Source organism: Gordonia polyisoprenivorans (assembly GCF_017654315.1).
Taxonomy (GTDB): domain Bacteria; phylum Actinomycetota; class Actinomycetes; order Mycobacteriales; family Mycobacteriaceae; genus Gordonia; species Gordonia polyisoprenivorans_A.
This window is the reverse complement of sequence record NZ_CP072203.1, coordinates 4,922,934-4,938,075: the sequence shown is the minus strand read 5'-3', so window position 1 is coordinate 4,938,075 and position 15,142 is coordinate 4,922,934. Positions and strand designations below refer to the sequence as shown.

General features: G+C 68.9%; 1 protein-coding gene (running past both ends of the window). It reads left to right on the top strand.

Every position in this 15,142-nt window falls within one protein-coding gene, locus tag J6U32_RS22180, for a non-ribosomal peptide synthase/polyketide synthase (RefSeq protein WP_208792163.1), read on the top strand. The gene is 40,218 nt long; 12,187 of those nucleotides lie to the left of the window and 12,889 to its right, leaving coding positions 12,188–27,329 in view, spanning codon 4,063 (partial) through codon 9,110 (partial); the first complete codon in view begins at window position 3. Both codon boundaries (start and stop) fall beyond the window edges.

Here is a 15,142-nt window from a genome sequence, read left to right as displayed (position 1 = left end):
ATGCGCGTCGGCGGGTGCCGGGGTTGTCGTTGGGGTTGCGGTATGTGGTGTTCGGTGGGGAGGCGTTGAGTTTCGAGCAGGTGCGTCGGTGGTTCGATGACAATCCTGGCGATGATGCGCGGTTGGTGAATATGTATGGGATCACCGAGACGACGGTGCATGTGAGTTTCCGGCCGTTGGATCGTGGGGTGGTGTCGGCGGGGGATGCGTCGTTCATCGGTCGTCCGTTGGTGTCGTTGGGGATTCATGTGCTCGATGAGCGGTTGCGTCCGGTGCCCGACGGCGTGGTCGGTGAGATGTATGTGGTGGGTGGGCAGTTGGCGCAGGGGTATCTGCGGCGGTCGGGGTTGACCTCGACGCGGTTCGTGGCGTCGCCGTTTGGTCCGGTGGGTGCGCGGATGTATCGGACGGGTGATCTGGCGCGTCGGGTGGCTGGGGATATCGAGTATGTGGGTCGTGGTGACGCGCAGGTGCAGTTGCGTGGGTATCGGATCGAGTTCGGGGAGATCGAGACCGCGTTGTTGTCGGTGCCGGGTGTGGGTGCGGCGGCGGCGCGGGTGGTGGAGTTGCCGGGTCGTGGTGAGCAGCTCGTCGGGTATGTGGTGGGTGAGCCGGGTTCGGTGGTCGAGGCGGCGCAGGTGCGTGCCTCGGTGGCGCGGGTGGTGCCGGGGTATATGGTGCCGGATTTGGTGGTTGAGGTGGCGGGGTTGCCGTTGACGGCGAACGGCAAGTTGGATCGTGGGGCGTTGCCGCTGCCGGAGGCCGGGGTGTCGGTTGGTGAGGTGGTGGCGCCTGCGTCGGCAGACGAGACTCGGGTGGCTGCGGTGTTCGCCGAGGTCCTCGGTGTCGACGAGGTGGGGGTGACGTCGAGTTTCTTTGATTTGGGCGGTAATTCGTTGTCGGCGACACGGTTGGCGGCGCGGGCGGCGGATGCGTTGGGTGTGGCGGTGTCGGTGCGTGACATCTTCGATGCCCCCTCGGTGCGCGAGCTTCTCGCGCGTACCCGCGGACATGCGGGTGCTTTGCCGCCGGTGACCGCCGTGTCGCCCAGGCCGCAACGGATCCCGTTGTCGTTTGCCCAGCGACGGATCTGGTTCATCAACCGATTCGAACCCGATGCGCCCACCTACAACATCCCGATCCTGTTGCGCGTCACGGGCGGACTCGATCGCCGGGCACTGCGCGCGGCCATCGGTGACGTCGTTGCCCGACACGAGATCCTGCGCACCACCTTCCCCGACGCCGACGGCGCACCGCACCAGGTGATCCACCCGGTGGAGTCCATCGACGCCATGCTCGACTGGGCCGAGGTGACGACCTCCGAAGGGCTCGAATCGGCCGCAACAGCCGGATTCCGCCTTGGCGAGGCGCTCCCGCTGCGTATCCGCGTTCTCCGGGAGGCCTCCGAGGCTCTCTCCGACATCGTCGCCCTGATCCTGCATCACGTCGCAGCCGACGGGGAATCGATGGCCCCTCTGGTCTCCGATCTGCTGACGGCCTATCACGCCCGCACGGACGGGCGACGACCTGAGTTCGACGCTCTGCCGGTGCAATTCGCCGATTTCGCACTGTGGCAGCACCGGGTGCTCGGCGACGCCACCGATCCCGACTCGGTGCTCGGCACTCAACTCGACTACTGGACAACACAATTGCGGGGCCTGGCCCCGGTGCTGGACCTGCCCGCCGATCGGCCACGTCCGGCGATCGCCTCACATCGCGGTGCGCGGACAGACTTCGAGATCCCCGCCACGCTCACGCGCGACATCGCACACCTCGCGACCGCATCCGGCGTGACACCGTTCATGGTGGTTCACGCCGCGCTCGCGGTGCTGCTGTCCCGACTGGCCGGCACGGACGACGTAGCGATCGCCACACCGGTCGCCGGTCGCGGCAGCCGCGATCTCGACCACCTCGTCGGGATGTTCGTCAACACCCTCGTGCTGCGCACCCGAGTCGACGGGACCGCGGACTTCCGTGCGCTTCTCGACGATGTTCGCGTCACCGACCTCGACGCCTTCGCCAACGCCGAGCTCCCGTTCGAGACGCTGGTCGAAGCGCTGGACCCGGTGCGCTCCGAAGCTTTCGCGCCCCTCGCGCAGGTCATGCTGAGCTTCGATCAAGCGGTGGCCGGCATGGCCGGCGACGCAACCGCCGGAGGTGCACTGGCAGCCGGCGAGGTTGCGGGACTGACCGTGACGCCGCTGGCCGCACCGTCGGTGCCTGCCCAGGTCGACCTCACTGTGACCCTGGCGAGCAGCGCTGCGGGACAACCATGGTCGGGGTCGGTGCTCTACGCCACCGACCTCTTCGAAGCCACGACGATCGCCGCCTTCACCGACATGTTCGTGCGTGTGCTGTCGGCGTTGGCCGCCGACCCCGACACTGCCGTCAACGATGCCTCGCTGATCGCCCACGACGTCGCCGAACAGGTGGGCCGCTGGTCCGTCGGCGCACCAACGGCGCCGGTGTGCAAGACGATCCCGACACAGATCGGCGAGACCGTACGCCGCGCCCCCGACGCCGTGGCTCTCATCAATGGAGCGCGGCACCTGACCTACGGTGAGTTCGGCGCCCGTGTCCGAGATCTCGCCCTACGCCTCATCGATGAGGGCGTCGGACCGGATACCGCTGTGGCGGTGAGCATTCCACGCTCCGCCGAAATGATGATCGCCGTGCACGCCGTCCTCGCGGCAGGCGGACAGTATGTACCGATCGACGTCGAGGCCCCGGCCGCGCGGATCACCGCGATGGTCCACTCCGCTGCCATCACCGTCGCACTGGTCTCGGCCACGACCACCACCCTGGCCGCCGCCGCGCCGGAACTCGGCCTGACCATCCTCGTCGTCGACGCCGAATCCGACTGTGGTGACGACTATTCCGCCATCGCCGATCACGAGCGTCGTGCCCCGCTGCGCGGCACCAACGCCGCCTACACTCTCTTCACGTCCGGCTCCACCGGCACCCCCAAGGGTGTGACGGTGTCCCACGACGCGATCGCCAATCGACTCGAGTGGATGCAGGACCTGTACCGGTTGACAGCCGCCGACGTGGTGCTGCAGAAGACGCCGTACACCTTCGACGTGTCGGTATGGGAATTGGTGTGGCCGTTGCTCCACGGGGCGCCATTGGTGCTCGCCGAGCCGGGCCGACACGGCGACGCCGACCACCTCGCGGCGCTCATCACCGAGCACGCCGTCACCGTCACCCACTTCGTCCCGTCGATGTTGTCGGCGTTCCTCGATGCCCTCGGCACCCGCGTCGGATACCTGACGTCCCTGCGGCTGGTCTTCACCTCGGGTGAGGCCCTCGGCGCGGCGTCCGCCCACACCCTGCTGACCCTGCTCGGCCGGGTCGAACTCCACAATCTCTACGGGCCCACCGAGGCTGCCGTCGACGTCACCGAACACCGGGTTCGGCTGACCGACACCGTGATTCCCATCGGCCGGCCCGTCGCCGGAACCACCACCCACGTGCTCGACGATCGACTCCACCCGGTACCGCCGAAGGTGGTCGGGGAGCTGTATCTCGGTGGGGTGCAGGTGGCCCGGGGATATGCCGGACGGCCCGAGTTGAGCGCGGAACGTTTTGTCGCCGACCCGTTCGGACCAGCCGGTGCCCGCCTGTACCGCACCGGTGACCGCGTGGTGTGGAACGCCGATGGTGAACTCGAATACCTGGGCCGCACCGACTTCCAGGTCAAGCTGCGCGGTCAGCGCCTCGAACTCGGCGAGATCGAGGCCGTCCTCGCCGGCGTACCGGGTATTGTCCACGTCGCCGTCACGGTGGCGCACACCGCCGCGGGCGAACAACTCGTCGCCTACCTCGCACCCGAGAACGCCGACCTCGCCGCCGCGCAGTCCGCGGTACGCGCCGCCCTGCCCGAGTACATGCGGCCCACCACCTGGATGGTGCTCGAACAGATGCCGCTCGGCAGTGCGGGCAAGGTCGATCGTCGCGCACTGCCGCAGCCGCAGGCGCACACCGCCGACTACGTCGCACCCACCTCCGACCGCGAGATGGTCGCGGCGCAGGTATTCGCCGATGTCCTCGGCGTCGAGCGCGTCGGCCTGGCCGACTCCTTCTTCGACGTCGGCGGCAACTCGCTGGCAGCGATGCGGGTCGCCGCGCGTCTCGGTGAGGCACTGGGGGTCGAGGTGTCGGTCCGCGACGTCTTCGACACCCCGGTCCTCGGTGATCTCGTTGCGGCGCTCAGTGATCGGCCGGCCGGACTGTCAAAGCTCCGCCCGGTGACACCCCGCCCGGCAATGATCCCGCTGTCGTTCGCGCAGCAGCGCATCTGGTTCATCAACCAGTACGATGTCACCTCCGCTGCCTACAACATCCCGGTCGTCCTGCGCCTCTCCGGTCCGCTCGACGTCACGGCGCTGCGCGCGGCCGTCGTCGATCTCGTGATCCGCCACGAGATCCTGCGCACCACCTTCGAATCCGTCTCCGGGGGAGCCCCGGAACAGATCATCCACCCGCCGGAGTCGGTGGAACACACCCTCGACTTCGCCGTGGTCGGCACGGCAGCGCACCTCGAGGACTCGGTACGCTCCGGTTTCGACGTGACCAGGCAGTGGCCGATCCGGGTGCGGATCGCCGCCGCCGGCCCCGACGAACACGTGATGGCACTGGTCCTCCACCACATCGCCGCCGACGGGGAATCGTTGTCGCCGTTGCTCGGTGACCTGATCGCGGCCTACTCGATCAACGGGGACGGCTCCGCCGTCGGGGTCAACAGTGACGGCTCCACCGTCGGGACACGTCCCGCGCTGCCGGTGCAGTTCGCCGACATCGCCCTCTGGCAACGCGATGCGTTGGGTGCGGTCGACAACCCCGATTCGGTACTCGGACGCCAACTGGCCTACTGGTCCGAGCACCTCGCGGGCCTACCCGAGGTACTCGACCTGCCCGCCGATCGTGCGCGTCCGGCGATCGCGAGCCAGCGCGGCGCACGCCTGGGCTTCGAGGTCCCGGCGCCGGTGGCCGAACGGATCGCCGCAGTCGCGCAGCGTCACAACGCCACCGCGTTCATGGTGGTGCACGCCGCACTCGCCGCACTCATGGCACGACTGACCGCCACCGACGACATCGCGGTGGCCACCCCCATCGCCGGTCGCGGTGACCGTCTGCTCGACGATCTCGTCGGGATGTTCGTCAACACCCTGGTCCTGCGCACACGGGTCGACGTGCACACCGCTTTGACCGATCTCCTCGAGCAGGTGCGCAGTACCGACCTCGACGCCTTCGCCCATGCCGACGTGCCCTTCGAGGCGGTCGTCGAAGCGCTCGCGCCGACCCGGTCGGAAGCGTTCGCGCCGCTGGCCCAGGTGATGGTGACCCTCGACGGGGGAGCGGTCCCGGAACTCGCCGCGGCGTCGGTCGCCGGGACCGGCGATCTCCGGGTGGAATCTGTTGTTCCCGAGGAGGTTCCGGCCAAGCTGGACCTCACCGTCGGGTTGTCCACCGACCAGCCCGGCCGTGCCTGGGCGGGCACGCTGATCTATGCCACCGATCTGTTCGACGAGGCCACGATGGTCGTCTTCGCCGAGCGGTTCGTCCGCCTCCTCGATGCCCTGACCGCTGACCCGTCGCTGCCCGTCGCCGATGCCGACTGGATCGGCGACGACGAGGTGGCCCACGCGCTGGCACTCTCGGCGGGCCCGGTTGTGGCGTACGAGGCCCGGACCGTCGCCGATGCGATCGTCACCCAGATACTCGCCACCCCCACCGCGATCGCGGTGCAGATGGCGGATCGGTCGACGACATACGGCGAGTTCGGGATTCGGGTCAGCGAGCTGGCTCGCCGGCTCATCGCCACCGGTGTCGGGCCGGGCGTGGCGGTGGGCGTCGCCATCGACCGATCGGTCGAGATGCTCGTCGCCATCCACGCCGTCGTCGCCGCAGGTGCACAGTACGTGCCGATCGACACCGCAGCCCCCGCGGAGCGAGTCGCCAGCATGGTCGACACGGCCCGTGTCGCACTGATCCTCGTCGGAGCGCAGGTTCCGCCCGCGGTCGGTGCGCTCGGCGACCAGGTGTCGACGATCGTCGTCGACGCGACCACCATGCTCGATCCGGACGCGACCTTCACACCGATCACCGACGCCGAGCGACTGCGCCCCCTGCGCACCGACGACGCCCTCTACACGCTGTTCACCTCCGGATCGACCGGGCGTCCCAAGGGTGTGACCGTCTCGCATCGTGCGGTGTACAACCGACTGCGCTGGGGGCTCGACGCCTTCGCGTGGTCGGCAGGCGATCGAATCCTCCAGAAAACGCCCTACACCTTCGACGTCTCGGTGCCGGAACTGTTCGCGCCGTTGATGTCCGGGGCGACGGTGGTCGTGGCCGAGCCGGGCGGACACGCCGACCCCGTTTACATCGCGGATCTGATCGAGTCGGCCGCGGTGACCTCCGTGCACTTCGTGCCGTCGATGCTGTCGGTGTTCCTCGACGTCGTCGAGGAATCCCAACTGTCCCGATTGACCAGTCTGCGTTGGGTGTTCGCCTCCGGTGAGGCGCTGCCCGCCGCGACCGTGGCCCGGTTGCACCGGGCCATGCCGTGGGTGGAGATCCACAATCTGTTCGGCCCGACCGAAGCCGCGGTCGAGGTGACCGGGGCCGACGTCACCGCCGCGCCCGATGTCATCACCATCGGCACACCCGTGCCGAACACCACCGCCCTCGTGCTCGACGCACGTCTGCGTCCGGTACCGGCCGGCGTCCCGGGCGAGCTGTATCTCGGTGGCGTACAGATCGCCGACGGCTACGCACGTGCCGCGGTGCTCACCGCCGAACGCTTCGTCGCCGACCCCTACGGCGCCGCGGGCGCACGGCTGTATCGCACGGGTGATCTCGTGCGCCGCAACGCCTCCGGTGCGATCGAGTACCTCGGCCGCTCCGACTTCCAGGTCAAGTTGCGCGGGCAACGCATCGAGCTCGGCGAGATCGAGTCGGTGCTCGTGTCGGCTCCCGGTGTCGTGCATGCTGCGGCCGCGGTGGCCGTCGCGCCGACCGGTGCGCAACACCTGGTGGCCTATCTGTCGCCGGCCTCGGTGGATATCGGTGACGTGCGTGCGCGCATCGCTGCGGCGCTACCGGAATACATGCGGCCCACCGTCTGGATGACCGTCGACGAACTCGCCCTCAACAGCGCGGGCAAGCTCGACCGTCGGGCCCTGCCCACCCCGGACTTCGGTGGCACCGAGAACGAGTACGTCGCACCCGAAGGGCCGGTCGAGGAGCAACTCGCCGCCGTCATCGGGGCACTGCTCGGTGTCGAACGGATCAGCGCGACCGAGTCGTTCTTCGCCCTCGGTGGCGACTCGATCATGTCGATCCAGCTGGCCTCGGCGGCACGCGCCGGTGGGCTGACGTTGAGCCCACGCGACATCTTCGAGCATCGAACCGTGCGCGCGATGGCCCGGGCCCTGTCGGCGCAGCGGACCGCCCTGCCCGACCTCACCGACCCCGCCGGTGGCAATCGCGGCGAGGTGCCGATCCCGCCGGTCGTGTCATGGATGCTCGAACTGTCCGACACCCCTGACGATTTCGCCGATTTCTCTCAGTCGATGGTGCTCGCCGCGCCCGCCGGTCTGACCGTCGACGACCTGGCTGAACTCCTCGCCGAACTCCTGGCCGTCCACCCGGCGCTGGCGACGCGCCTCGATGTCGTCGACGGCGGTGCGCGGATGACGGTCGGCGTCGACGTGGACCTGCGCACGACGGTCACCGAGACCTCGGTGCCATCGGCCGTCGGCAGCGATGAGTACGCGACCGCGCTCCGCGAGGCACACGCGAGTGCGTCGGCGTCCCTGGACCCGGGTGCCGGTGTCACGCTGGCCGCCCGACTGGTCCACGATCGTGACGGCAATGCCCGCATCGTGCTGGTGCTGCACCACCTTTCGGTCGACGCAGTCTCGTGGCCGATCCTGATCGAAGATCTGGTCACCGCCTGGTCACAGCGCGCAGGCCGGCGGCCCGTCGAACTGCGCGCCGAGGCCACCTCCGAACGCGGGTGGTATCGCCGTCTGGCACAGTCATCGGCCGACCGCACCGACGAACTCGACCACTGGCTGCAACGGCTCGGACGGGCGACCACGCCGCTCGGCGCGAGCATCGACCGCTCGCGTGACCGGGCTCGTACCACCGTGTCGGTCACCATGGCCGTCGACGCCTCGCTCACCGAGCCGCTCGTGACCGACGTCCCCGCGGCGTTGCGGGGCAACGTCAACGACGCCCTGCTCGGTGCGCTCGCACGTGCGGTGCGCTCATGGCAGGTGGCACGCGAGATCCTCGACGAGCAGCCGGTCACCGTTCTCGTCGAGGGCCACGGACGTCAGGAAGAACTGGTGGCCTCCGGTGCCGACCCACGCCGAGCGGACCTGTCACGGACCGTCGGCTGGTTCACCACGATCTCCCCCCTGGCACTCGATCCCGCCGACGACGTCGTGCACGCGGTGAAGGCGGCGAAGGAAGAGCGTCTCGGACAACCGGATTCGGGAGCCGGATTCGGCTGGTTGCGTTATGGGCCCCACGGCACCCGAACCGACACCGAGCTCGCTCGTCGGCCGCTGCCGGCGATCGGCTTCAACTACTTCGGAGCCGGCGGCCGCGCCGACGACTCTGCCGGCACGGCCGCACCATTCGCGCCCACCGCCGACGTGCGCGGGCTGGGATCGTCGGCGTCGGGGGCGATGGTGGTGCTGAACGCACTCACCGTCAACGTGGGAACGGAGTCGACGCCGCAGGGACGGAACCTGGTCGCCGACCTCGCTTTCCCGGCGGGCATGTTCGACGCCGCCGACATCGACGACCTCGCCGGTCGGTGGCGCTCCGAGCTCGCCGCCCTCGTCGAGACGGTCACCCGCGGTACCGATCTGGGCCACAGCCCGTCGGACGTCCCCGGATCCGGGGTCACCCAGTACGATCTCGACGCCCTGGCACATCAGTACCCCGGTGCGGACGTGTGGCCGCTGACGCCCCTCCAACGAGGGCTGTACTTCGAGTCCGAGCGTGCCGGCAGCGGAGCCGACACCATCGATGTCTACGTGACCCAGGCCGTGGTGTCGCTCGGCGCGGTCGACCTCGAGCGGCTCCGCCGGGCGGCGCAACGCCTGTTCGACGAACATCGCGTGTTGCGCAGCGGTTATGTCCGCACTGCGAGCGGTGCCGTCGTTGCGGTCGTCCCAGCAACGGTCGAGGTTCCTTGGCACGTCGTCGATCTCGACGGTTCCGCCGACGGCGTGGCCACCGAGGTGCGCGCGCTCGCGGACGCCGAACGCATCGCCCGGTTCGACCTCTCGTCGCCGCCTCTGGTGCGCTTCACGGTCGTCCGTCACCGCGACGGCGCCGAGGTGATCATCACCAACCATCACCTACTTCTCGATGGCTGGTCGGGCCCACTGGTCCTGGCCGACCTACTCGCGCTGTACGCCACCGGCACCTCGTACACCGGTCGAACACGCAGCGGTGACACCGATTTCGCGACACACCTGATGCGTGTGGCGCGCGCCGACGTCGGGGAGGGGCTCGAGGCGTGGCGTTCTGTGCTGGCACCGGTGGAGGGCGCCACCCTGGTGGCCCCGGGTATCGAGGCGACCGCTGAGGCTGCGCCGCACACACATTCGGTCACGCTGGACGAACACACCACCTCCGCACTCGAGGATCTCGCCCGCTCGCGCGGCGTGACCATCTCCACCGTCATGCAATTCGCCTGGGCGGTACTGCTGTCGCGCCTTACCGGGCAACGCGTGGTCACCTTCGGTGAGACGGTCTCGGGTCGTCCGGCCGATCTCGACGGTGTGGAGACGATGGTCGGGTTGTTCATCAACACGCTGCCTGCGGTGGTCGACGTCGATCCCGATGCCACCATGGGTGACGCCTTGTCGCGGCTGCAGGCTGCGAAGGTCTCCGTGCTCGATCATCAGCACCTGGGGTTGCCCGATCTCGTTGCCCTCACCGGGGTGTCGGGTGCCTTGTTCGACACCCTCACCGTGCACGAGTCCTATCCGATCGACACCGCGTCCCTGGAGTCGACATCGCGTGGCGCGGCCACCGCCGAGCTGGATCTGCGGGCCATCGACAGCCGTGACTCGACGCACTATCCGCTCAATCTCGCGACCATGCCCGACGGCGAACAGATGCGGATACGGCTCTCCTACCTTCCGACGGCGTTCGATGTCGCGCAGGTCGAGGTGTTCGCCGAGATCGTGACCACGGTGCTGCGGACGCTGATCTCGGCGCCGGACACGATCGTCGGAGATGTTGATCTGCTCGGCGGTGACAGCGCGATTCGAATCGGCGAGTGGTCGCGGGGCCAGGCCGTCGAGGTTCCCGAGGACTCTGTCACCGACCTGCTGGCGCGCCGGGTCGAGGTCTCCGGGGACCAGGTGGCCGTCGATGTCGACGGCAAGCTGGTCACCTATCGTGAGCTCGGGGCGATGGCCACTCACCTCGCCAGGGAGCTCATCGCCGCGGGCGTCGGTCCGGATACTGCTGTCGGCGTGTGTATCCCACGCTCGTTGGACATGCTCGTGGCCTTCCACGCCGTCCTCGCCGCCGGCGGACAATTCGTGCCGATCGGCACTTCTGTGCCGACCGAACGGGTCCGCTACATGGTCGAGACCGCCGATGTGCGGATCATTCTCGTCGGGCCGGGCGTGTTGCCCGCAGGCGTTGCCGGTCTCGGCGACAAGCGGCTGCTCGTCGTCGATGCAGCCGGTACCGATGCGGCGGCCGGTCATCGTCCACTGCATACAAGCGAGCGTCGTGGCACGGTCCGTCCCGATTGTGCCGCGTACACGATCTTCACCTCGGGTTCCACCGGCCGCCCGAAGGGCGTGACGGTGTCGCGGCGGGCACTCAGTGCGCATCTGGCGTTCGATCAGAACCACTTCGGCTACCGCTCCGACGACGTCTTCCTGCAACTGCTGGAGTACACCTTCGATCCGGTCGTACTGGAGTTGCTCAGCCCCGTGGTCTGCGGCGGACGCCTGGTGATGATGCAACCCGACGAGCATCGCGATCCGGTCAAGGTCGCCCGTCGGCTCACCGCCCACCGCATCACCTCTGCGCGTGTGGTCCCGTCGATGCTCGCGGCCCTGACCGAAGGGATCGAACCGACGCAACTATCCCAACTGACCGCGCTGCGCAACCTGATCACCGGCGGTGAAGCACTCAATCCGTCAGTGGCAGAAGAGGTCCGGCGCCTCCTGCCGCACTCGGTCCTGTACAACCAATACGGCCCGACCGAGACGACGATCAATGCCACCGCGTTCCGAGTCGATCGGTCCGCGCGGACGGTGCCGATCGGGACGCTGGTCTGGAACACGATCGGCCACGTCCTCGATGCGCGCCTCAGGCCCGTGCCCCCCGGGCTGCCCGGCGAACTGTATCTGGGCGGGGTCCAGGTGGCGCGCGGTTACAGCGCGCGGCCGGGTCTGTCCGCGGAGCGTTTCGTCGCAGACCCGTTCGGTGAGGCAGGCGCACGGTTGTATCGCACCGGTGATCTGGTGCGCTGGAACAGCTCCGGTGAGCTGGAGTACCTGGGCCGCACCGACTTCCAGGTGAAGTTGCGCGGACAGCGCATCGAACTCGGCGAGATCGAAGCGGTCCTGACCGCTGCCCCGGGGGTCATCCACGCGGCGGCAGCCGTGGTGAGCGGCGCCGCGGGGGAGAGGCTGGTGGCCTACCTCGCACCGGGCACCGTCGATGTCTCCGCCGTCAAGGCGGCGGCAGCGGCCGCCCTGCCGGACTACATGCGGCCGACCACCTGGGTGGCCCTTGCGGAGATGCCGCTCAACGCATCCGGCAAGATCGCCCGGCGCGAACTGCCCACTCCGGAGCACGACGCCGCAGTGGCCGTCGCGCCCGCAACCCCGGCCGAACACGTTGTCGCCGAGGTGTTCGGCTCTGTGCTCGGCGTCGACACAGTGAGCGTCGTGGAGTCGTTCTTCGATCTCGGTGGCAACTCGCTCTCGGCCACCCGTCTGGCCGCGCGGGTCGGGCTCGCCATGGACGTGGAGATCTCGGTCCGCGACATCTTCGACGCCCCGTCGGTTCGCGAACTCGTGCAACTGATCTCGGGTCGATCGGCGGGTCTTCCGCCGGTCACCGCGGTCACTCCACGGCCAGAAATGGTCCCGCTGTCGTTTGCGCAGCAACGGATCTGGTTCATCAACCGATTCGACCCGGGTACCGCGATGCACAACATCCCGGCGGTCCTGCGGCTGTCCGGCGACCTCGATGCGGCGGCGCTGCACGCGGCAATCGTGGATGTGGTCACCCGACATGAGGTGCTGCACACGCGATTCCCCGATGTCGACGGAGTGCCCGCACAGCAGATCGATCCGGCCGACTCGGTGGCCGACCGTCTCGACTGGCAGGTGGTGGACTCGCAGGAAAGCGTTGCGGCTGCGGTCACCGCGGGCTTCGACGTCACCGTCGACTGGCCGATCCGGGTGCGGTTGTGGCCCGTCTCGGCAACCGAACACATCCTCGCGATCGTCTTCCACCACATCGGTGCCGACGGAGAATCGTTGGCACCCTTCGTCTCCGACCTGGTGACCGCGTACGTCGCACGCTCGGCGCACACCGAACCCGAATTCGCGCCGCTGCAGGTTCAGTTCGCCGATTTCGCGCTCTGGCAGCACACCGTGCTCGGTTCCACCGACGACCCGGAATCGGTGGTCGGACGACAGTTGGCGTATTGGGCCGACCAACTCGCCGGGCTGCCGGACGTTCTCGAGCTTCCCGCCGACCGGCCACGACCGGCGGTCGCCTCCGGTCGCGGCGGCCACGCGGCACACCCGATGCCCGCCGAACTGGGCACCGCGATCTCCGCGGCCGCACAACGGCACGGGGTGACACCATTCATGGTGGTGCACGCCGCGCTGGCGGTGCTGCTCTCGCGACTGTCGGGAACCGATGACATCGCGGTCGGCACGCCGATCGCCGGGCGCGGTCAAGCCGTTCTCGACCCGCTGGTCGGCATGTTCGTCAACACGCTGGTGCTGCGCACCCGCATCGATCCCGCGCAGGGCTTCGACGACCTGCTCGCGACCGTGCGCACCACCGACCTCGATGCCTTCGCGCACGCCGACATCCCGTTCGAGACCTTGGTCGACGAGCTGAATCCGGTGCGTTCCGAGGCCTTCTCGCCGCTGACCCAGGTCATCTTCTCGTTCGATCCGGCCGCCTCGGCCGTCGACGCGCTCGGTGATGCGGGTGGCCTGACGGTGTCTGCCGTCGATGACGTGAGCGTGGCGGCCCAAACCGATCTCTACGTCACCGTCGCGTCCCGTCCGGACGGGCAGGAGTGGGGTCTGTCGGTCACGTATGCGACCGACCTGTTCGACGAGTCGAGGATCGACGCGCTCGCGGCGCGGTTCATCGCACTGCTGCAGCAACTCTGTACCACGCCGTCCGTGGCGGTCGGGGACGCCTCGCTGCTCGACCCCGCGCAGACCGACCGGATCGCCGACGGCGAATGGGGGGCGCAAGTCGAACTTCCTGCGCCGGCAACCGTGCCCGACGCCCTTGCCGCACAGGTGAACCGAACACCGGCCGCCCGCGCCCTGGTCTTCGGTGAGCGCGAGGTCACCTACGCCGAGTTCGGTGCACGCGTCAACACGCTGGCGCGTGAACTGATCGCAACCGGAGTCGGTCCGGATGTGGCTGTGGGGCTCTGCATCCCGCGTTCGGTGGAGATGATGGTGGCCATCCACGCGGTGGTGACCGCCGGTGGACAGTACGTGCCGATCGACGTCAACGCGCCCGCCGATCGGGTCCGGTACATGCTCGACACCGCCGGTGCCGCAGCCCTGCTGGTCGCCGACACCGGAGCCGCAGCGGCGGCGGTCGGAGCCGCGGTCGACGCCGGTGTTCGCATCCTCCGGGTCGACTCGAGCACCGACGTCGACGTGAACTCGGCAGCGGCGCAACCGGTCACCGACGCCGACCGCCCGACGGTACTGCTCGGTGACGCCGCCGCCTACACCCTGTTCACCTCCGGCTCCACCGGACGCCCCAAGGGGGTTACGCTCTCGCACACCGCGGTGCTCAACCGGTTGTGGTGGGGCCTGGACACCCTCCCGATCGACGCCGGTGACGTCGTGCAGCAGAAGACGCCGTACACCTTCGATTGCTCGGTCCCGGAACTGTTCGCGCCTTTGATGATCGGTGCCACCCTGGTCGTGCTGGCCGACGGCGGGCATCTCGACCCCGGCTACGTGGCCGACGAGATCCGCCGCACCCGCGCCACCATGGTGCACTTCGTGCCGTCGATGCTCTCGGTGTTCCTCGAGGTCCTCGGTTCCGGCCCACACCGCGAGGAGCGGCTCGCCGGCCTCGATTCGGTGCGGATCGTCTCGGCGACCGGTGAGGCCTTGCCGCCGGCCGTCGCGGCGCAGGCTCGTGCGCTGTGGCCCGAGGCGTTGTTCTTCAACCTGTACGGTCCCACCGAGGCCGCCGTCGAGATCACCTACGAGCAGATCGGCGACGTCGCCGCCGACGACCCGACCGTCCCGATCGGTGCGCCGGTGTGGAATTCGTCCGCGGTGGTGCTCGACTCGCGGTTGCATCGTGTTCCCGACGGTGTGCCCGGCGAGCTGTATCTCGGTGGCGTGCAACTCGCGCGCGGGTACGCGGCGCGACCGGACCTGTCTGCCGAACGCTTCGTCGCCGACCCGTACGGTGAGCCGGGAGCCCGTCTCTATCGCACCGGTGATCTGGTGCGACGCCGTCCGGATGGAGTGTTGGAGTACCTCGGCCGCACCGACTTCCAGGTGAAGCTCCGCGGGCAGCGCATCGAGCTCGGCGAGATCGAATCGGTCATCGCCTCGGCCCCGGGTGTGGTCCATGCGGCCGCGACCGTCGCCTCCGCACCCGGCGGTGGTGAGCATCTCGTCGGCTATGTCTCCGCCGCCCCCGGGGAGACCGTCGACCTCGATGCGGTACGCGCCGTGGTCGCCGAGTCACTCCCGGAGTACATGCGGCCGACCGTGTGGATGCCGGTCGCCGACATCGCGCTCAACACCGCAGGCAAGATCGACCGGCGAGCCCTGCCGGAACCGGTATTCGAGGCCGGTGACTACGTGGCACCCGTCGGTGAGGCGGAGACCCGCGTCGCCGAGGT